This window comes from Pseudoalteromonas translucida KMM 520 (assembly GCF_001465295.1).
Classification (GTDB): domain Bacteria; phylum Pseudomonadota; class Gammaproteobacteria; order Enterobacterales; family Alteromonadaceae; genus Pseudoalteromonas; species Pseudoalteromonas translucida.
Genome location: NZ_CP011035.1, coordinates 129,696 through 151,034 on the forward strand (window position 1 = coordinate 129,696; position 21,339 = coordinate 151,034).

Below are 21,339 nucleotides of genomic sequence, written 5' to 3' on the forward strand. Positions count from 1 at the left end.
ATAATAAATATAAAGGAAAATAACATGACAACAAATGTTATGGATACATCGAAAAAAAGTAGCGTGATCCCAATGGCTATTGTTGCGGTATTATTTTTTATACTGGGCTTTGCAACTTGGTTAAATGGCTCTTTAATGCCTTATTTGAGCCAAATATTGCAGCTAACTCCGTTTCAAGGAGCGTTAATTTTATTTTCGTTCTACATTGCAGTTACTTTTACAGCAATACCTTCAGCTATGCTGATTAAAAAAGTGGGTTATAAAAATGGTATGGCATTAGGAATGGGGCTAATGATGGTTGCTGGATTGTTGTTTATTCCTGCGGCTATGTCACAGTTTTTTCCTTTGTTTTTATTAGCGCAGCTAGTAATGGGCGCAGGGCAAACTTTGTTACAAACAGCAGTAAATCCATATGTTGTTCGCCTTGGTGCTGAAGAGTCGGCCGCTGTACGTATTAGCATTATGGGAATATTAAACAAAGGTGCCGGCGTTATAGCGCCCATGGTATTTACTGCACTTATATTGAGTAACTTTAAAGGAACTGTCGGCACGGTATTAACTCAGCAGCAAGTAGATAATATGGCTAATGGCTTAATTTTACCTTACCTAGGCATGGCCGTTTTTATTGGTATACTGGCTTTTGCAGTAAAAAAATCACCTTTGCCAGAGCTTATCAATGAAGATAACAACTCGGACAGTTGCCAAGGTGAAATACGCGAAACCTTATCTCATCCAAATTTAGTATTTGGTGTTATTGCTATATTTTTGTATGTGGCCGTTGAAGTTATTGCAGGCGATACCATAGGTACTTTTGCGTTATCGTTAGGAGTTGAAAACTATAGTGTAATGACCTCCTACACCATGATGTGCATGGTATTAGGCTATATTTTAGGAATAATGCTTATTCCGAGGTTTATTTCTCAGCAAGCAGCTTTAACCGTCTCGGCACTGCTAGGCTTGGTAATAACATTTAGTATTTTATTTATTGATACGCAATCGTTTGTAGTGGCTAATGCGCTGTTAGTGCCATTAGGCGGTGCACAACTGCCAGATATTTTATTACTTATTGCATTTTTAGGATTAGCTAATGCGATTGTATGGCCGGCTGTTTTTCCGCTTGCTCTATCAGGTATGGGGAAGTTAACCAGCACCGGATCTGCACTGTTAATTATGGGTATCGCCGGCGGCGCGTTTGGCCCGTTACTGTGGGGTTTACTCAGTGGTATTAGCTCATTACAAACAGGCTACTCGGTAATGCTACCGTGCTATTTATTTATTTTATTTTATGCCGTTAAAGGCCATAAAATGAAAAAGAAAGTAGTGCCCGCTTAACGCTATAAACTACCAATTTATAAATTGTAGCGCCTTAAACAGGTGCTACAATTTTTAGTATATCTAACTTAAATAGCGCGATATAAAATTGCAACAAAGCAAACCTAAATACAAGGTTTGCTTAATTTCTACCTGAGCGCTGTTTTATTTTAACCTCGTTACTTTGACTTTAATTTTACCGGCGTTAGCGCCATAAAATCGGCTTAAGTCGTTGGCGAATGGAGTAAATTCACCTGATTGCACCATTTTAACATCTGCGCCGTCGGCTATTGCAAATAAGTTCTTGTCACTTTTATTAATAGCGCCAATTAACGAAAACCACTGTGCATTTGGCAGTCGTCTAAATGGTTCGAGCAATGCCATAGAGATTTCTTTTACGCCAAGTCGCACGTCATCGCGGTGCCAGCCAAGCGCAGTACATTTTATACCATCGTCAAACCAATACTGATCAGGATAAGGGGTAAAGCGATACGTTGCGCCTTGCTCTAGCATTAAACCAGTGGCGTTGTAGGCTTCGCTGGCAAATACCACCACATCTTGGCTTTGCTTTACAGCCAGTACGCTCATATTTTGGTTAGCCAGCATGATGTGTGCACTTAACCCGGTAAAACTAAGTTGGGTATTATCGTTATAGGTTATTTTATAAGGCAGGTTTTTAAGCGACTCTGGGCGGTAACTGGTGAGTTTGTTAATACGTTCGGCCACGCTGTGGTGCACTAATGGCTCAAGAGGACTTGGTTCGTTATCTATCAGTACATAGCACTCTCTATCTACTAATTTAAAAAATGGGTTAAACCAAAAATAATTTTGCTGATGGCTTAATGCCAACGGGTCAGGTGTAATTGTTATATCGTCTTGCGCGATTAATTTATTGTTGGGTAGTAAGGCTGCATAGTCAATATCGTGACTGGTTAAAAAGGTGATATTTAACGGCTGCGAGATTAACCACTCTAGTGCATAACGCAAGCAAATATCGGCTAGACCATCGCGGTAGTAACCGCCACCAATATCAGAATGCGCACCGGCAAACCACAATTCGGTAATGCTGCTTTGTTGGTTCATAAGTGTGGGTTCAAACGCGCGGCGCTTTTCATCCAGGGCTACAAAATGTAAGGCTTGAGTAACATTACTTGCTATGGTGTGGTTTTCAAAAATTACATGCTCTGCGCCACGGGTCGCTTTGGTTATTTTTGATAAACCAATAGAGGCAATAGTGTCAAATACACACAGGTATACTTGCTCACTTATTAATGGTTCTAATAACTTTGCTAAGCGTCTAGCGAGTGCAGCGCCTCGGCTAAAACCGGTTAATAGTACAGTGTCACCTAGCTTATAATGGTTTTTAAAATCACTTAGGGCGTGTTTTAAGATGCTAGCTACATCGTCGTTACGTGGTGCGAGTGTTTGATTTAAAAAACGTTTTAAGCGGCTGCCTTTAGTACCAATACCTTGATAATAAAAACTAAGTTGATTGGTTAAGTTAGTATTAGGAGAGTTGTTAAGTTGTCCGCCAACGAGTAAGTGCAGTTTAAGAATATTAGAAATGCTGCTGTCTTCTTTAAAATGATCAGCACTAAACTGCTCGGCGTCTCTAGGCTCTGCGCCGGTGCCATCAAAGTTAAAAATGAGTGTTTTAGCCGTCATTGCATATTACCTCCTAAGTATTTTACTTTATACCTAAAGCAAGCCTTTGAAATGCTGATTTTTGCATTTTGAGATGGTTTGGATATATAACGTAAAGGTGTTAAATATTAATGACAGCGGTAATAAATTTACCGCTGTGGTGTTTAAACTCTGCAAAATTTTAATGTAACTTCATTTTAGGGCGTACCACGCGCAGTATTTTTTCGCTGATCCACAAGGCAAAGGTTTTTGCACTGCCGTGAATGGCGCGTTGGTGCATGCGATAGAGCGAAATATACATAAAGCGGGCAATTTTACCTTCAATAAAAAAGCTATTACTGGTGAGATTACCCATTAAATTACCAACTGTACTGTAGCGAGACAGATTAACTAAAGAGCCGTGATCGCTGTACTTAAAGCCACTCAGTGGTTGCTGTTTTAATGTGGCTATAAGATTTTTTTCAACACATTGCGCCATTTGATGCGCCGATTGTGCCCGCGGTGGCACTTGTTTGCCATCGGCTTGGGTAAAGGCGCAGCAATCGCCTAATACAAAAATGCTGTCATCTACCGTGCTTTGTAAAAATTGGTTTACTTGAATTTGATTACTGCGAGTGAGCTCAAAAATACCTAGGTCTTTAATAAAGTCAGGGGCTTTTACTCCTGCAGCCCAGAGCATAATATCGGCATTAATGTGCTCATCGTCTTTGGTAATGAAGCCGTGCTCGGTGGCCTCTTTTACTTGTGTTTGTTCGCGTACATTAACCCCTAACTTTAGCAGCTCGCGCTTGGCACTAACGGCAATGCGCTCGGGCAGCGCGGGTAAAATACGTGGCCCGGCTTCAATTAAATGAATATGTAAACGTTTAGACGACATATTAGTTAAGCCGTAGAGCTTTAATAACTCAGAAACATGATACAGCTCAGCCGAGAGTTCTACACCGGTTGCGCCGCCGCCCACAATGGCAATGTTTAAAGATTGTTGTTGATTGTCGTCTTGGTGCAGGCGGGTAAAGCTGTCGAGTAACGAATGCTGAAAGCGCTCTGCTTGCTGATTCGAATCTAAAAAGTAGCAATGCTCTTTTATACCAGGAGTATTAAAGTCGTTACTTACGCTGCCTATGGCAATAACAAGGTGGTCGTAGCGCACGTTGCGCTCGGGTAAAATAGTGTGGCCTAATTCGTCATAAAGTGGTGCGAGGGTAATGGTTTTATTGCTTTGGTCAATATTACAAAATGTACCAAGCTGAAAGCGATAATGATGTTTAGCGGCATGAGCGCTGTACACTACGCCGTCTAAATCTGGGTCAATAGAGCCGGTCGCTACTTCGTGCAGTAACGGCTTCCATATGTGGGTGCGGTTTTTATCTATGAGTAGTATGTCTGCGTGTTTTTTCTTTCCTAGTTTATGTCCTAGTTGGGTTGCAAGCTCTAATCCGCCAGCCCCACCACCAATAACGACGATTTTAGGTGTGGTAATATTCATAACGCTGCCTTTAAAAATAATATACCCAAATAATCTATGTAGAATTATTTTTTTGAGGTTACTTGGGTATGACTCAAGTTATTTTGGCAAAGACTAAACTCGTTATTTATATGGCTATATTCTGCGCCTAAATAAAGGATGTGTCAGCAAAAAATAATGAATAAGTTATACTCACACTTTTAAAGCTAAATAGTGTGTATTTTTATACTTACTTAGGTTTTACCGTGTAGGAATGTTTTTCCTTTTGAGGGAAATATTTAAACAGGATATTTTATGACCCCTTCATTAATTCAATCACTTGAGCAACACTTTGGCTTTAATCAGTTTAGAGGCGGGCAGCAGCAAACCATAGAGCAGTTGTTAAATGGGCAGTCGTCGTTGGCAATATTCCCAACCGGCTCGGGTAAGTCTTTGTGTTATCAATTAACCGCGTTGCATTTACCGCATTTAACCTTAGTGGTGTCGCCATTATTGGCATTGATGAAAGATCAAATTAGCTTTTTAAACAGCAAAGGTATTTATGCTGCCAGCCTTGATTCGAGCCAAGATCAAATGCAAAGCAGTACCGTAATGAACGATGTTCGCAGCGGTAAAATTAAAGTATTAATGGTGTCGGTTGAGCGCTTTAAGAACGAGCGTTTTAGAGAGTTTATTAACCAAATAGCAGTATCTATGCTGGTTGTTGACGAAGCGCATTGTATTTCTGAGTGGGGACACAACTTTAGACCCGACTACTTAAAACTACCGCGCTACCGCGAAGAGCTTAATATTCCGCTAGTATTATTATTAACTGCCACCGCGACTAAAAAAGTAAAGCGCGATATGGCCGAGCGCTTTGCCATTGCCCCAGAATGCATTGTACAAACCGGTTTTTACCGCGCTAATTTAGACTTAAGTGTACTGAGTGTAAAAACCGCGGATAAAAATAACGAGCTTGCTAACATTATTAGCGCACAAAATGGCCCAGGTATTGTGTATGTTACCTTGCAGCAAAGTGCCGAGCAAGTGGCTAATATGCTAAGCAATCAAGGGCTGCAAGCTGTGGCGTATCATGCAGGGCTTGAAGATACACTTAGATGGCAAATTCAAGATGACTTTATGGGCGGTAAAATAAATGTAGTAGTAGCTACGATTGCTTTTGGAATGGGCGTAGATAAAGCCGATATTCGCTTTGTTATTCATTACGACTTACCTAAATCGATTGAAAACTACAGCCAAGAAATAGGCCGAGCAGGGCGCGACGGCAATCCTTCACAGTGTTTTACCTTAGCCAACCTTGATGGATTAAATACAGTAGAGAACTTTGTTTATGGCGACACACCAGAGCTGAGTGGTATTGAGCATGTAATTAACGATATTCGTCAAAACCACAGCTCGCAGCAGCAATGGGAAATGCAAGAATATAGCCTTTCAAGCGACAGTAATATTAGGCAACTTGCGCTTAAAACTTTGTTAGTACAGCTAGAAATGCAAGGTGCAATAACGCCGCAATACGCTTACTACGCCGATTTTAAATATAAGTTTTTGGTTGATAAAAACGAGTTGCTAGGCCAATTTGATGAGCAGCGCCAAGCATTTTTAACGCAAATATTTAGCCACACCGATTTTAAAAAAGTATGGGGTACGCTTAATTTTGATAGCCTGACACAAGCCGCGCAAGTCGATCGTAAACGAGTGGTTGCGGCGCTTGACTACTTAGCCGAAAAACAGCTTATTACCCTAGAAACCAAACGTATTACTCAAGTGTATAAAGTGCATAGCGAGGTAATAAATAACCCTAAACTTGCGCAGCAACTGCATGATTACTTTACCGATAAAGAACAAGCCGAAATAAAACGTATAGCTGCATTAGTACGCTTTTTTGAATTGCAAAGCTGTTTAAGCTACAACCTTGCCCGTTATTTTGACGATCAAAATGCGCCTCAGCAATGCGGCCATTGCTCAGTATGCAGAGGCCACAGTGTAAAGCTTGAATATTCAGTGCAAGCAGGCGTTGTTGATGAGAGTGTAATTTATCAAAAAGTAGATGAGTTTGTACAGCACCTAGCCAGTAAAGGCATTAATAACGTAGGTATAGAAACCCAATGTCGCTTTTTAGCGGGCATGAGCGTGCCTTTATTTGCACGCAATAAAGTGCGCAAATTGAGTGGTTTTGCGCTGTGCGAAGCGATGCGCTACAGTGATATTAAAGCGAAATTACTAGCACGATAAGCTCAATAAGGTATCCTAGTGGCTTATTCCAAAAAGTAAGCCACTATGCCTCAAATTGTTATTCCGGTTAAAAACATCACCACCACCCCAGAGCTTGTTACGTGTGCTAATTGCCAAGCCTGTTGCTGCCAATTAGAAGTACGCATAGTGACAGATACAGGCGTGCCATTTCATTATATTGAATACGATAAATGGGGCAGCGAAGTAATGAAACGTGCCGATGATGGCTGGTGCCAAGCGCTCGATCGCAACACTCTCATGTGTTCTATTTACGAAAACCGCCCATTAGTGTGTCGCGAATTTGAAATGGCGTCGGATGAGTGTATTACCGAGCGCGAACTAGGCGGAATTTAAACTATTACAGTAAACGTAAAAAAGGGCCCAAGGCCCTTTTTAAATGTGTACTAACTTAATGTAATTGGTATAACTGTAAAGCTAATACCAGCCGATTATTAATCGTATTTAGCTTCAAGCTCTTGTGCGGTATGAAACTTCTCATGGCTTTGTAATTGCTCATCGTACTTAACTAGGTTTTTAAAGTGTGCTAGTTGACCTGAGTTTTTAACGATTTCGACAATAAACGACATCATAAAATCGGCGCCGGTTAGGGTGTCGCCTACTAAGTAACGTTTGCCTTCTAGGCGATCGTTAAAGTAGCTTATTACTTTAGCTGTTTCGGCGTCGGCGTAACCTTCTAAAAACTGGGTTTTAGCGCCATCTTTTAATACAAACATTTTAAGCAGCAGCGGTAAAATAGCTGAGCTTTCGGCAAAGTGTAGCCATTGCTGATAATCAACATAATCGCGAGTGCCTGCCTTAGGAGCAAATTTTCCGTTACCGTATTTAGTAATGAGGTAGTCGGTAATTGCGCCCGATTCGGCAACAATAATCCCATTATCTTCTATCACTGGCGACTTACCAAGCTGATGAATATGTTTAAGTTCATCTGGGGCTAAAAAAGTGTCTTTATTACGCTGGTAAGCAACAATTTCATAATCTACTGCTAATTCTTCTAGTAACCAGATGATACGTTTTGAGCGTGATTTATTTAAATGATGTAGCTTGATCATAGTAATCCTTGTTGCGTTGCCATTTTGTACAGATAGCAACGCATTAAATTTAAAGTGGGCTATTAATTTTAACTACGGTTTTACCGAAGTTTTTTCCGCTGATCATATCGTTAAAGGCAGTAATGGTATTTTCGATGCCTTCTACCATATGTTCGCGGTATTGAATTTTTCCATCTTGTAGCCATTGCTGCATAGCGGTTGCAAACTCATCATAACGATGGCCGTAATCGTCAAAAATAATAAAGCCTTGCATCTTAATACGCTTAGAGAGTATTTGCCCCATTAGCATACCCAAACGATCAGGGCCTTCTGGTAAGCTGGTTGCATTATACTGCGACACTAAACCACACACAGGTACGCGTGCTGATGTATTGAGAAGGGGTAATACGGCGTCGAATACCTTGCCGCCCACATTTTCATAATAAACATCAATACCGTTATCGCAGGCTTGTTCAAGTTGCTGCGCAAAATTATCTGCTTTGTGATCAATACAGGCATCAAAACCTAATACTTCTACTGCGTGTTTACATTTTTCACTGCCACCGGCAACGCCGACGACTCTACAACCTTTAATTTTTGCAATTTGGCCAACGGTAGCGCCCACAGGGCCTGTTGCTGCAGCAACGACCACGGTTTCACCTGCTTTAGGTGCGCCAATATCAAGTAATCCCATATAAGCGGTAAAGCCCGGCATTCCCATAATACCTAACGCGTATGACGGGTTAGTTGGCTCTTTGCCTAATTGCATTAACCCTTCGCCGTTGCTAATAGCGTAGTCTTGCCAACCCGTGTAAGCCAATACCCATTCGCCTTCGCTAAAAGAGTCGTTTTTAGACTCTTGAACTTGGCATACAGTTGCCCCAACCATCACGTCGCCAACATTTACTGGGTCGGCATACGATTTAGCGTCGCTCATGCGGCCACGCATGTAAGGGTCAAGCGATAAGTAAATGGTGCGCAGTAATACTTCACCATTTTTTAATGGCGGCAGCTCTAGGGTTTTTAATGCAAAGTTTTCATCGGTAGGAGCACCGTGTGGGCGTGATGCTAACGTGAGTTGTCGACTGGTTGCTGACATATAAAATCTCCAATAGATGAGTAAACTACTTTGTTCTGAATGTTTTAGTTTGTGTTTAAAGCAAAATTAAAACTAAACAATAATGCGCAGATAAGTAGTAAGTAACCTGAGCTCCGGATAATAAACTTATCTCAAGCAGCTATTTTCAGCGCTAACTGCGTTGAATTTACTTGCAATAGGCCAGCTATTGACGCGTAAATTCGCCTTGTTTTCACTGAAAACCTCTGGCTAGAGAAAATAAAATTAAATATAACGATGATTCAATACGTTAGTAAATCTCTTAACCAGAGCTCAGGTTAAGTATGTATATCTTAATACAGGAGTTTTGGGCACTCGGTTAAAAAATCAACCCCAAGGTGTGAGTATTTACTCTAAGGTGAGTTTATAAGTGGATTAACTGATTTTTATAGCGCTATAACTTTTATTTAAACTACTCTAAAATGAATGCTATAAACTTAACAACAATAGATGCGAAATTATTATGCACCCACACATTAGTAAGCTTTATAACAGTGCGTTAAAGCCAAGCCGATTAATTATAGGCCTAATGAGTGGTACCTCGTTAGATGGACTTGATGTTGCCTTATGTAAAATAACTGCCGCGGGTGTGCATACCCAAATTGAGGTTTTAAAGTTTACTACGGTTGATTATAGCGATGATTATAAAACAAAAATAAAGCAGGTATTTGCCAAGCGTGAATGCAACTTAGAATACCTTACGTTACTGCACCCTTGGGTTGGTAAATTACATGGTGACATGGTTAATCAGTGTTTAAAAAGCTGGCAAATAAACCCAACCAACATAGACGTAATAGCCAGCCACGGACAAACTATTTACCATTGTCCTAAAAGCCAGCATCAGTATAACGACTTTAACAATGGCACTTTACAAATTGGTGATAGCGACCAAATAGCCGTTACTACAGGTATTACTACCATTGGCGATTTTCGGCAAAAACATATAGCAGCAGGCGGCGAGGGCGCACCACTTGCCGTGTATGGTGATTATTTGTTTTTTTCAAGCTCTGACGAAAACCGTATTTTACTTAATATGGGCGGTATAGCTAACCTCACTTTTTTACCCCAAAATGGCGATAGCAGTGCAGTATTTAGCTCTGACATTGGCCCATGCAATACCATTATGGACGCCTATGTACAGCGTTATTTTAATAACATGCATTACGATGAAAACGCTGCGATAGCGAAAGCGGGCATTATTAATACAGCGTTACTAACAGCGCTTTGCGACAATCATTTTTTAACCCTAAAAATGCCAAAAACCACTGGCCCTGAAGTGTTTAATTTAGCTTATTTAGAAGCTGCGCAGCAGGCTTCAAATACCCAAAAATTAAGCCATCAAGACGTAATGGCCACCTTAAACCGCTTTACCGCAGAGGTTATTGCTAATGCGTTAAATACGTGCGTAAAAATGGCGCCCAATAGTGTGGTGTATGCCAGTGGCGGCGGCATTCACAACTTACTCTTAATGCAACATTTAGTAACGCTTTGTCCGGCTATTAAAGGTTTTAAAAACACTCACGCATTAGGGGTTGATCCCGACGCGAAAGAAGCGGTGCTTTTTGCTATTTTAGCTAACGAATGCCTAGCCGGTGAGCAGTTACACCTTAATAATAAAGCCCAAGGAATTGCCGGCGTTACTATGGGAAAAGTGAGTTTTGCAGATTGAAACCACATATTTTAAGCTTAAGCTTTAGGCTTAATTTTTAGGTTTAAGTTTTTAGGTTTAAGTTTTTAGGTGAGAGCTAGCCAAACTCACTGTTCGGCTTTTGCATAACTGCGACTTACTGTTATTGGGTAAGCTTATTTTTTTGCGCGGCCCTTAGCATGAATATTGTTTTGTAGTAATTAATTGCAGCTGCGCTTTAATTATTATAAAAATGTTATTGCTTATTTACTTTTTAAAGATGCACCAATCCTCCCTTAATTTCGCCCCTCAGGCCTTAGTGGTGCACTTTTATAATTAAAAAGACCCAACCCATCCAAATCAACTATGCGCTTTTTTAAAACATAAGGCATAGTTATTAAATGCAGTGTAAATGGGCTGTTAATAACTATTTTTGACTATATATATTCATATAATCTGAATGCATATTCATTTCTTAGTTGACTCAGCGTTATTTTACGGCTAGTTTTTATCCCCCTTTGATTAAAGTTTTCACTAATAAATACTGCATTATACAAATTCAAAAAGATTTTACAGTGGCTGTTTTAGGCATTTTAACGAATTTTTTGAATGAGATGAGCGCATACCTCGAGTATATAAAAATATATGACTTAATTAGTAAGCACAATTTAGCTGATAGCAATAGGCTGATGAAATAGGAATAAGTAATGAATGATATGAGCAAAAAATCCCAAGGTCTTTATCGCGCTGAATTTGAACATGACAGTTGCGGCATTGGCTTTGTCGCTAACCTTAAGGGTAAAAAGTCACACGATATTATCGAAAATGCACTCACCATGCTCAGCTGCATGGAGCATCGTGGTGGAACAGGGTTTGACGTTAAAAGTGGTGATGGTGCTGGTATTCTTATTCAAATTCCTCATGAGTTTTTCCGTCAAGAAACCGCAAAGCTAGGGTGGACGCTGCCAAGCGCCTTAAACTATGGTGTGGGGATGATTTTTTTCCCACGCGATAAAGCACTTAGCGACGCGTGTAAAAAAATACTAAATCAAAATATTACCGAACTGGGCTTAACCTTAATAGGGTATCGGGATGTTCCGGGCGATAACTCTATGTTAGGCGCGGCTTCATTTGAAAGCGAGCCGAACATTGAGCAAGTGTTTATTGCTAAGCCGCAAGCGCTAAGCGCGCAAGAGTTTGAACGTAAGTTGTTTGTACTGCGTAAATACACCTCGCATAAAATTAATGGTTTGGATTTCACCGAGCGTGATGAATTTTATGTAACCTCAATGTCATCTACCAAAATTGTTTATAAAGGCCAGTTTACTACCGAGCAAGTGCGCCAATATTACCTTGATCTGCAAGACGAGCGTACTATTTCGGGAATGGCGATGTTTCATTCTCGCTTTTCAACCAATACATTTCCTGCTTGGCGTCGTGCGCAGCCGTTTCGTTATATAGCCCACAATGGTGAAATTAATACGGTACGCGGTAATATTAACTGGATGAATGCTCGCGAGGCATTGTTTAGCTCGGTTAATTTTAGCGATGCAGAATTGAACATGTTAAACCCAGTGTGTAATAACGATAACTCAGATTCGGCTAACCTTGATATGGCTATTGAGCTATTAGTGCTCAGCGGACGCTCATTGGCACAAGTAATGATGATGATGGTGCCAGAAGCATGGCAAACCCAAACCGATATGGATGCCACTAAACGTGCATTTTACGAGTATTATGCCTGTATTATGGAGCCGTGGGATGGCCCAGCATCTTTATCGTTTACCGATGGCAATGTTATTGGTGCAACCCTTGATCGTAATGGTTTGCGCCCTTCGCGTTACTTGTTAACCGAAGATGGCACGCTAGTGATGGGCTCTGAAACCGGTGCATTGTGCGTTGATCAATCTACTGTGGTTGAAAAGGGGCGTTTGCAACCGGGTAAAATATTTATTGCTGACTTAGAGCAAGGTCGCATTATTAGTGATGACGAAGTAAAACAATACGTTAGCTCGGCTCAGCCGTATGCTCGTTGGTTAGCTGAAAACAAAATTGAATTAGACAATTTACCCGTTCCTAGCGCGTCTTTTGCCCAGCCGCCATTGGCAGAGCTGCGAAAAATACAAAAAGCATTTGGTTACACCAGCGAAGATCTTAACCTAGTACTAGCGGGTATGGTTGGTACGGCTAAAGAGCCACTAGGCGCTATGGGTACCGACACGCCGCTTGCAGTGCTGTCGCATCGCCCGCAACAATTATCACATTATTTTAAGCAGTTATTTGCGCAAGTAACCAACCCACCCATTGACCCTATTCGTGAAGAATTGGTTATGTCGTTGCGTGGTTATATTGGCCGCTCACTTAACTTGCTCGATGAAACACCTGGGCATTGCCATAAGGTTGAAATTGAACAGCCTGTATTAACTAATGAGCAATTACGCAAACTACAGTATATAGATAATAACCATCTTCAAGCTAAAACGATCGACATTACTTTTAAAGCCAGCGGTGGGCCAGGCGCACTAAAAAGAGCACTGGATCGTATTTGTTTATATGCCAAAAATGCCGTTGAAGATGATTATGAAATACTTATTTTAAGTGACCGAGGCGTAGACAGCGACCATGTTGCTATACCTTCTGTATTGGCAACAGCAGCGGTGCATCACTATTTAATTCGTGAAAAACTACGCTCATCTGCCGATATAATTTTGGAGTCGGGTGATATACGCGAAACGCATCATTTTGCTACTGTTATTGGTTATGGCGCTGCGGCAGTTAACCCGTATTTAGCCCTAGAGAGCATGTATGGTTTACGTGATGAAGGCGTACTTGATACTAACTTAACAAATGAACAAATTACCCAAAAATACACCAAAGCGGTAGGCAGCGGCCTGTTAAAAACCTTCTCTAAAATGGGTATTTCAACGCTACAGTCGTATTTAGGTGCGCAAGTTTTTGAAGCCTTAGGCATTAATTCTGAGGTTATTGATCAGTACTTTACCGGTACGGTTAGCCGCATTGAAGGTTTAAGCCTAGATCAAATTGCCCAAGAGGCGCTATTACGCCACCGTGAGGGTTTCCCTGAGGCCAACCGCATTGCTATAGATAAACTACTGCCTACAGGCGGAGAATACTCGTGGCGTCATGATGGTGAACGGCACTTATTTAACCCCACGGTAATTCGTTTGCTGCAGCATTCAACAGCCAGTAATAATGTTGAGCAATTTAAACAGTATGCAAAAACGGTGGACGATCAAAGTAAAGAAGCCTTTACCTTAAGGGGTTTATTACAATTGAATAGCGATCGTCCTGCTATTGCCTTGAGCGAAGTGGAACCGGTTGCCAATATTTTTAAACGCTTTGCCTCGGGTGCTATGTCGTTTGGCTCAATTTCGTGGGAAGCACACACTACTTTAGCTATAGCTATGAACCGCATTGGCGGTAAAAGTAACAGCGGTGAAGGGGGCGAAGACCCAATTCGTTATACTCCGCTTGAAAATGGCGATTCGATGAATTCGCGAATTAAACAAGTGGCTTCGGGTCGTTTTGGTGTTACTAGCCATTATTTAGCGAATGCCGATGAGCTACAAATAAAAATGGCGCAGGGTGCTAAACCGGGCGAAGGTGGGCAATTACCCGGCGATAAAGTAGATGCATGGATTGGTAAAACGCGTGGCTCTACGCCAGGGGTGGGCTTGATTTCGCCGCCGCCACACCATGATATTTATTCTATTGAAGATTTATCGCAACTTATTTTCGATCTTAAAAACGCCAATCGCGACGCGCGCATTAACGTTAAATTAGTATCAGAAGCGGGTGTAGGTACGGTTGCATCGGGTGTGGCAAAAGCCTATGCCGATGTAGTATTGATTGCAGGCCACGATGGCGGCACCGGTGCTTCACCACTGAGCTCAATTAAACATACGGGCTTACCGTGGGAACTGGGTTTGGCTGAAACGCATCAAACTTTGGTGCGTAATAAACTGCGTAGCCGTATTACGGTACAAACCGATGGGCAACTTAAAACGCCACGCGACTTAGCCATTGCAACGCTGCTTGGTGCAGAAGAGTACGGCATGGCTACCACAGCATTGGTGGTTGAGGGATGTATTATGATGCGTAAGTGTCATTTAAATACCTGCCCAGTTGGTATTGCCACACAAGATAAAGGCCTGCGCGACAAGTTTACTGGTCGTGCCGATATTTTAGTTAACTTTTTTACCATGATGGCAGAAGGCTTACGCGAAATTATGGCTGAGCTTGGTTTTAGACGTATTGAAGAAATGGTAGGCCAAACTCAGTGCCTTACACAGCGCAAAGATGTTGACCATTGGAAGTATCAAGGCGTTGACTTAACTCCACTATTGCACAAAGCAGAGTGCGCTGAAAACGAAACTCTGTATCAATCAATTAATCAAAAACATTTAATCGACGATATTATCGATCGCAAAATGATCAAAGATGCTCATGTGGCACTAGAGTCTGGGCAAAGTGTGGCGCTTGAATACGATGTGATTAACACCGACAGAACCATAGGGGCGATGATCTCTAACGAAATCTCTAAAAAGTACCATGCAGATGGCTTACCGCAAGATACTATTAAGGTTAAGTTTAACGGCTCGGCGGGGCAAAGCTTTGGTTGTTTTTCAACCAAGGGTTTGCGTTTTGAACTTGAAGGCGATGCTAACGACTACTTTGGTAAAGGACTCTCTGGCGCAAATTTAGTGGTGTACCCTAGTAAACAAGCTAAGTTTGCTGCAAGTGAAAATATTCTTATTGGTAACGTGGCCTTTTTTGGAGCAACTTCGGGTAGCGCCTTTATACGCGGTATAGCGGGGGAGCGTTTTTGCGTACGTAACTCGGGCGCAACAGCCGTTGTTGAAGGTGTGGGGGATCACGGTTGTGAATACATGACCGGCGGTAAAGTTGTTATTTTGGGCGCAACTGGTCGAAACTTTGCTGCAGGTATGTCGGGCGGTGTTGCTTACGTACTTGATGTAAATAATGACTTTGCGGCTAAATGCAATATGGAAATGGTTGCACTTGAAAGTGTAGATACCGACGCTGAAAGCCACGAATTAAAAGCCTTAATTAGCCAACATCTTGATGCTACAGGTTCAGATGTTGCCAGTGATTTATTAAAAGATTGGGACAGCAATGTTAAGCGCTTTGTTAAAGTAATGCCGATTGATTACAAACGCATGCAAGGTTATATGAATGATGTACGCAGTAGCGGAAAGTTCACCTCGGAATATGATATTGCCGTTGAAGCATTCGACATTCATTTAAACAACATAGCTAGCGCTAAAGCTTAAGCTGCCAAGGAGAATATATTATGGGAAATCCAACAGGGTTTATCAACGTAGGTCGTGCCTTGCCAACTGAGCGTAACGCAGGTGAACGTTTAATTGACTGGCTGGAAGTATATGAAGAAATACCACAAGCAGATGTAGAGCAGCAAGCTTCGCGTTGTATGGATTGTGGCGTGCCGTTTTGTCAGTCGGCAAAATCAGAATTTGCACCGGCAGTAGCAGGATGCCCGGTAAATAATGTAATACCCGAGTGGAATGACTTAATTTATCGCGGCCGCTGGCAAGATGCAGTAGAGCTATTGCATAAAACCAATAACTTTCCTGAGTTTACTGGGCGTGTATGCCCAGCCCCTTGTGAAGGCGCGTGTGTACTGGGTATTAACGCCGATCCGGTGGCTATTAAGCTACATGAAAAAGAAATTATTGATCATGCTTTTAAGCAAGGTTGGGTGGTTGCTGAGCCACCTGCGGCTCGCACTGGTAAAAATGTAGCCGTAATTGGTTCGGGCCCAGCGGGCCTTGCCGCTGCAGCGCAGCTAAATAAAGCTGGCCATATGGTTACTGTATATGAGCGCGCCGACCGCATTGGTGGTTTGCTAATGTACGGTATTCCAAACATGAAGCTACAAAAAGAATTAGTGCAACGTCGGGTTGATATTTTAGCCCAAGAAGGCATTGTTTTTGTTACTAATACTGAAGTAGGCAAAGACATTAGTGTGGCGCAGTTAGAAACTGACTTTGATTCAGTCGTGTTATGTATTGGTGCCACGGTACCGCGCGACTTACCCGTTGTAGGGCGCGAACTTAACGGTGTGCATTTTGCTATGGACTTTTTAACGGCCAATACCAAAAGCTTGCTCGATAGCGAACATCAAGACGGAGCGTTCATTAATGCGAAAGGCAAAAATGTAGTGGTTATAGGTGGCGGTGATACCGGCACCGACTGTATTGGTACTGCGCTTCGCCATCAGTGTAAAAGTGCTATTCAGCTAGAAATTATGCCTCGTCCACCCGAGCAACGCGACGAGAGCAGCAATCCTTGGCCACAATGGCCAAAACGTTTGTTGGTTGATTACGGCCAAAAAGAAGCTATTGCAGTGCAAGGCCAAGATCCACGTCAATATTTAGTAATGACTAAAAAAATTGAAAGTGACGGGCAAGGTAATGTTAAAGCTGTGCATACTGTAGATATTACTTGGCAACTTAACGATAAAGGGCAAATGGTGCCACAAGAAGTAGCGGGCAGTGAAAAAATAATTCCTGCTGATATCGTACTGATTGCTATGGGCTTTATGGGACCAGAAGGTGGCCTTGTTGCACAATTTGGTTTAGAGCAAGATGCTCGCTCTAATATTGCAGCACAGTACGATAAGTTTGCTACAAGTAAGCCTGGCGTATTTGCCGCAGGCGATGGTCGTCGCGGGCAAAGCTTAATTGTGTGGGCAATAGATGAAGGTCGACGCTGTGCGCGTGAGGTTGATAGCTATTTAATGGGTAAAAGCTATTTGCCTTAAAGCGATTACAAGTCTGTAAACTTTAACTGCTTTAAAAGTTAAAATCATCTATTATAGCAAGCCCTACCGCATTAATTATGCAAGGTGGGGCTTGTTTTTATAATTTATTCTATTAATAAACCTTGTAAAAAGTAGGTAAGGTAAGAAATGACTTCTGAAAAACCACGTAAATATTCACAAAAAATTGTAGATGGTAGCGCTCAGGCTCCTAGTCGTTCTATGTTACGAGCGGTAGGTTTTAATGATGACGATTTTAAAAAGTCTCAAGTTGGTATTGCCTCTACATGGTCTATGGTAACGCCGTGCAATATGCACATTAATACACTTGCCGAAGAAGTGGGTAAAGGCGTAGATAGCGCCGGTGCGAAAAGCGTTATTTATAATACCATTACCGTATCCGATGGTATTTCTATGGGCACCGAAGGGATGAAATATTCTTTAGTATCACGCGAAGTAATTTGCGACTCTATAGAAGCGGTATCGGCGGGTATGGGCCACGACGGTATTATTGCTATTGGCGGTTGTGATAAAAATATGCCGGGTTGTTTAATGGGTTTAGCACGTTTAAACCGCCCCTCTATATTTGTGTACGGCGGTACAATTTTACCCGGTGAAAATCATACCGATATAGTCTCGGTATTTGAAGCTGTGGGCAGCTACGCGGCAGGCGATATTCCAATTACGCAATTAGAACATATTGAAAAAACAGCCATACCAGGGGCCGGTTCGTGTGGTGGTATGTACACGGCAAATACGTTAGCCTCAGCAATTGAAGCTTTAGGCATGAGCATGCCAAATAGTTCTGCGCAAAATGCTATTTCACAAAACAAAAAACAAGATTGTATTGATGCGGGTAAAGCGATTGTTTATTTGCTAGAGCATGACATTAAACCTTCCGATATTATGACCAAAAAAGCGTTTGAAAATGCAATTACGCTGATCATTACCTTAGGCGGCTCAACCAATGCGGTGCTGCATTTAATTGCTATGGCTGATGCGGTAGGCGTTGAAGTAACATTGGATGACTTTGTGCGTATTGGCGATAAAACACCAGTAATTGCCGACTTGCGCCCAAGCGGTCAATATTTAATGTCGGAGTTGATTGAAATTGGTGGCATTCAGCCACTGATGAAGCGTTTATTAGATGCCGGTATGCTGCACGGTGACTGTATGACAGTGACAGGCAAAACCATGGCCGAAAATTTAGCCGATGTAGCAGATTACCCAGCAGGGCAAAATATTATTTTACCTTTTGATAAGCCGATTAAAAAAGACAGCCATTTAGTTATATTAGCTGGCAACTTAGCGCCAGAAGGGGCAGTGTCAAAAATTACGGGTAAAGAGGGTTTACGCTTTACCGGCAACGCAAAAGTATATGATTCAGAAGAGCAAGGTTTTGCCGCTATTATAGATGGGCAAGTAGTGGCCGGAGACGTTGTAGTAATTCGCTACGAAGGCCCTAAAGGTGGCCCAGGTATGCGCGAAATGCTAAGCCCCACTTCAGCTATTATGGGTAAAGGTTTAGGTAACGATGTGGCACTTATTACCGATGGTCGTTTTTCAGGTGGTAGTAGGGGTTTTGTTGTAGGGCACGTTACACCAGAAGCTTACGAAGGCGGCGCTATTGCACTAGTAGAAAATGGTGACAGCATTACTATTGACGCGCAAAGTCGTGAAATGACTCTTAATATTACTGATGAAGAAATGGCCAGCAGGAAACAACGTTGGCAACAACCTGCGCCAAAATACACCCGCGGATTACTAGCAAAATATGCCAGAACAGTAAGCTCAGCCTCTACCGGAGCCGTGACCGACAAGCCAAATTAAGGCAAAATTAATCGCTAAAATTAGCGATTAAACTCCCTTAAATAGAGCGAGTTTTAATCCGCAAAGATCAACACGCCCTAGGTAACCTTGTTACTTTATTTGTAATTTAAGTAACAAGGTTATAAATCGCTCAAGTTTTTAGTTGGCCGACCGATATATACTTAATAGCAGTTTGCGATTAAGGATGATCATGATTAACAATGGGTTAAATAACCACTCTAGTTTGGTAACAAAGCAAGTACTGCCAGTTAATAATGCAAGCCACACCCTTAGCAGCAAACTGCAACATAGCTCACTCGAAATAGCGCCAAAATTAATACCAGAGTTAACACCCGATCTCTCACCCAAAATAACGTCCGATTTTCTTAGTCAGTTTAGCGACGAAAAAGTTGCTCAATTACTGCAGCAACAACTTTCGGTGCTGATCACTCCTGCAAAAAAAGCAAATATATCGAGCTACCACTACAGTGCTGAAGAGTTAGCTATACGCACTGTAATAACGAGTCAGCAAGAAGGGCTACTTAAAAATGAACATAGCGATAAGCTCATACAACGCTTAAATAAATCGGTAACAGATATTCAGGGTGCTTACGGCAACACCAGTGATATTTTATTTAATCTGGGGCAATTAGGGCATCAACAAGCATCATTTTTAGCCTCTAGTCAGCAGCGTGTTGAGCGCTCACTTAATCCTTATATGGAAAGCCTTAACCGCACTAAGTATGAAGATGACGATAGCTATTTATTTGAACTTTCGGTAAAAACCAAAGAGGGTGATGTAATAAATATCACTTTTAATTCATCGCAAGGTTACGATGAAAAAACGGGTGAAGCCGTTGATAGCTTTGGCATAAGTTACGAAGTAAATGGCGATTTATCTGAGGCTGAACATGCGGCTTTAACGCAGGTTATGGCGGGTGTTGGCGAAATGGCCGATGAGTTTTTTAAAGTGAGTGAAAACTCATTTAATCCTATTATAGTGCCAAACCAAACAGACATGAGTTTAGACTTTTTAGCAGGCTTTAATAGTAAGCAGCTAGCGGGTTTTAATGTGTCGTTTTCAACAACGCAAAATGATGCGCTTGATACAGGCGAAAACACGCTTGATTTAAGTTACTCAATTGATGAAGCATCGAACCAGCAAGCACTTGTGTTTAAATCAGAAAGTGGGCAAAACGAAATCGACTTTGCACTCGATATGTCGACCATTGGTGCTAAAGACACACAGCAAATGCAGCAGTATTTAGCGTCGCTCGATCAAAGCTTAGAAGATAGCCGAGTAAACAGTACCGAAGATAGTAAAGACTCGGCATTTGGTCGTAAGGGCGACGAGACAATGCAACAAGGCTTTGAATTGTTTAAAGGGGCTTTTGCAAGTATGTCGTCGGCGGCTGAACGTTATAGCAGTATAGAGTCACTTGCAGATAAGCAATTTAATGACGGGCGCGCTATGGTTGCCGATTTAGTCGATAACATGATCACGAACGATCCTCGCTATCAAGGGCTTGGCAACAGTACGCAAAATTCTTTAGGGGCGGGCATTTCTAAGTTAGCTGACTTTGATGCAAAATTTGAGTTTGCTATGGACAGAGGCGACTATCAGCCAAAAAGTAATGTTGCGCTAAACCAAACCACCGAGCAACAAAAGTCAGGTGAGCTAAAAGGGGTTACGCAAAGTAAAAACGTAAGTAGTCATTTTGATTACCAGAATACCCGGCCCGATTATTACGACAGCGAAGAAGGTTACAATATTAATACCGCCGTTAAAAATAACGAGTTAGTTGGACTTGATCAATACCAGCAAATAGATATTGATAAAAAAACCTATCAATACAACCAAGATAAATCACAGTATGAGCTAAAAATGGCACTTACTGAAAAAACCACTAACGAAAGTAACATTCGCCTTATTAACGATATTTGGCTTGAAAGCAACGAAAACAGCTACAACATGAATAAAAAAGAGCGTGTTGAGAGTGACGAAAAGCAAGACGACTTTAAAACAAGCAGCAGTCATTCTCATAATAAGTTAGTTACCTTAATTGGTGATTTAGATAAGCTGGCTGAAAATAAAGACGTAAGACGCGAGTATTTAACGCAGTTATCACAAGTAAACTTTTTTATGAATAACAATAAACAATAGCTTAATTATAGTAATGCTATTGACTTTTTTTGGTTGTAAAATAGCCGTATATCAACTTAACTTATACTCTTAAATAGAGTAAATAAAACACTCACAGT

12 protein-coding genes are annotated in these 21,339 nt (G+C 41.6%); 8 read left to right on the plus strand and 4 right to left on the minus strand.

Annotation, left to right across the window (positions count from 1 at the left end):
• The first annotated feature begins 24 nt into the window (after nucleotides 1-24).
• Nucleotides 25-1,332 (plus strand): N-acetylglucosamine MFS transporter NagP, encoded by a 1,308-nt coding sequence (gene nagP / locus PTRA_RS16160; protein WP_058374710.1) that lies wholly within the window; start codon nucleotides 25-27, stop codon nucleotides 1,330-1,332.
• Between the two features lie 144 nt (nucleotides 1,333-1,476).
• Here nagP and PTRA_RS16165 read toward each other — a convergent pair whose 3' ends face one another.
• Together PTRA_RS16165 and PTRA_RS16170 are read right to left on the minus strand one after the other, a co-directional pair.
• Complete coding sequence (locus tag PTRA_RS16165) at nucleotides 1,477-2,976, minus strand: phospholipase effector Tle1 domain-containing protein (RefSeq protein WP_058374711.1); 1,500 nt, start codon at nucleotides 2,974-2,976, stop codon at nucleotides 1,477-1,479.
• A 160-nt stretch (nucleotides 2,977-3,136) separates the two neighbouring features.
• Nucleotides 3,137-4,441, minus strand: a complete 1,305-nt coding sequence (locus PTRA_RS16170; protein ID WP_058374712.1) for an NAD(P)/FAD-dependent oxidoreductase — start codon at nucleotides 4,439-4,441, stop codon at nucleotides 3,137-3,139.
• A 273-nt stretch (nucleotides 4,442-4,714) separates the two neighbouring features.
• Between PTRA_RS16170 and PTRA_RS16175 the strand changes: the two genes are divergently transcribed.
• Nucleotides 4,715-6,652 carry a RecQ family ATP-dependent DNA helicase gene (locus PTRA_RS16175; protein ID WP_058374713.1) on the plus strand — a complete coding sequence of 646 codons (1,938 nt, stop codon included), beginning with the start codon at nucleotides 4,715-4,717 and terminating at the stop codon, nucleotides 6,650-6,652.
• Between the two features lie 45 nt (nucleotides 6,653-6,697).
• Nucleotides 6,698-7,006 (plus strand): YkgJ family cysteine cluster protein, encoded by a 309-nt coding sequence (locus PTRA_RS16180; RefSeq protein WP_208855541.1) that lies wholly within the window; start codon nucleotides 6,698-6,700, stop codon nucleotides 7,004-7,006.
• Nucleotides 7,007-7,104: 98 nt separating this feature from the next.
• Here PTRA_RS16180 and PTRA_RS16185 read toward each other — a convergent pair whose 3' ends face one another.
• Together PTRA_RS16185 and PTRA_RS16190 are read right to left on the minus strand one after the other, a co-directional pair.
• The gene (locus PTRA_RS16185) at nucleotides 7,105-7,722 is read right to left on the minus strand and encodes a glutathione S-transferase family protein (RefSeq protein ID WP_058374714.1); all 618 of its coding nucleotides are present in this window, start codon (nucleotides 7,720-7,722) and stop codon (nucleotides 7,105-7,107) included.
• Nucleotides 7,723-7,771: 49 nt separating this feature from the next.
• Nucleotides 7,772-8,800 (minus strand): NADP-dependent oxidoreductase, encoded by a 1,029-nt coding sequence (locus PTRA_RS16190; protein ID WP_058374715.1) that lies wholly within the window; start codon nucleotides 8,798-8,800, stop codon nucleotides 7,772-7,774.
• Nucleotides 8,801-9,281: 481 nt separating this feature from the next.
• On the opposite strand from PTRA_RS16190, the gene PTRA_RS16195 reads away from it, so the two are divergent.
• From PTRA_RS16195 to PTRA_RS16215, 5 genes are all read left to right on the plus strand, one after another.
• On the plus strand, nucleotides 9,282-10,487 hold the full coding sequence (locus tag PTRA_RS16195) for an anhydro-N-acetylmuramic acid kinase (RefSeq protein WP_058374716.1): 1,206 nt from the start codon (nucleotides 9,282-9,284) through the stop codon (nucleotides 10,485-10,487).
• 665 nt (nucleotides 10,488-11,152) lie between these two features.
• Nucleotides 11,153-15,760, plus strand: coding sequence for a glutamate synthase large subunit (gene gltB, locus PTRA_RS16200; RefSeq protein ID WP_058374717.1), 4,608 nt, complete (start codon nucleotides 11,153-11,155; stop codon nucleotides 15,758-15,760).
• A gap of 20 nt (nucleotides 15,761-15,780) precedes the next feature.
• The gene (locus PTRA_RS16205; protein WP_058374718.1) at nucleotides 15,781-17,271 is read left to right on the plus strand and encodes a glutamate synthase subunit beta; all 1,491 of its coding nucleotides are present in this window, start codon (nucleotides 15,781-15,783) and stop codon (nucleotides 17,269-17,271) included.
• Between the two features lie 147 nt (nucleotides 17,272-17,418).
• The gene (ilvD, locus tag PTRA_RS16210) at nucleotides 17,419-19,098 is read left to right on the plus strand and encodes a dihydroxy-acid dehydratase (protein ID WP_058374719.1); all 1,680 of its coding nucleotides are present in this window, start codon (nucleotides 17,419-17,421) and stop codon (nucleotides 19,096-19,098) included.
• Nucleotides 19,099-19,288: 190 nt separating this feature from the next.
• On the plus strand, nucleotides 19,289-21,241 hold the full coding sequence (locus PTRA_RS16215) for a hypothetical protein (protein ID WP_058374720.1): 1,953 nt from the start codon (nucleotides 19,289-19,291) through the stop codon (nucleotides 21,239-21,241).
• Nucleotides 21,242-21,339: the final 98 nt, after the last annotated feature.

Coding starts and splice junctions, on each gene's coding strand:
- nagP (WP_058374710.1), top strand. CDS start 25: ATGACAACAAATGTTATGGATACATCGAAAAAAAGTAGCGTGATCCCA.
- PTRA_RS16165 (WP_058374711.1), bottom strand. CDS start 2,976: ATGACGGCTAAAACACTCATTTTTAACTTTGATGGCACCGGCGCAGAG.
- PTRA_RS16170 (WP_058374712.1), bottom strand. CDS start 4,441: ATGAATATTACCACACCTAAAATCGTCGTTATTGGTGGTGGGGCTGGC.
- PTRA_RS16175 (WP_058374713.1), top strand. CDS start 4,715: ATGACCCCTTCATTAATTCAATCACTTGAGCAACACTTTGGCTTTAAT.
- PTRA_RS16180 (WP_208855541.1), top strand. CDS start 6,698: ATGCCTCAAATTGTTATTCCGGTTAAAAACATCACCACCACCCCAGAG.
- PTRA_RS16185 (WP_058374714.1), bottom strand. CDS start 7,722: ATGATCAAGCTACATCATTTAAATAAATCACGCTCAAAACGTATCATC.
- PTRA_RS16190 (WP_058374715.1), bottom strand. CDS start 8,800: ATGTCAGCAACCAGTCGACAACTCACGTTAGCATCACGCCCACACGGT.
- PTRA_RS16195 (WP_058374716.1), top strand. CDS start 9,282: ATGCACCCACACATTAGTAAGCTTTATAACAGTGCGTTAAAGCCAAGC.
- gltB (WP_058374717.1), top strand. CDS start 11,153: ATGAATGATATGAGCAAAAAATCCCAAGGTCTTTATCGCGCTGAATTT.
- PTRA_RS16205 (WP_058374718.1), top strand. CDS start 15,781: ATGGGAAATCCAACAGGGTTTATCAACGTAGGTCGTGCCTTGCCAACT.
- ilvD (WP_058374719.1), top strand. CDS start 17,419: ATGACTTCTGAAAAACCACGTAAATATTCACAAAAAATTGTAGATGGT.
- PTRA_RS16215 (WP_058374720.1), top strand. CDS start 19,289: ATGATTAACAATGGGTTAAATAACCACTCTAGTTTGGTAACAAAGCAA.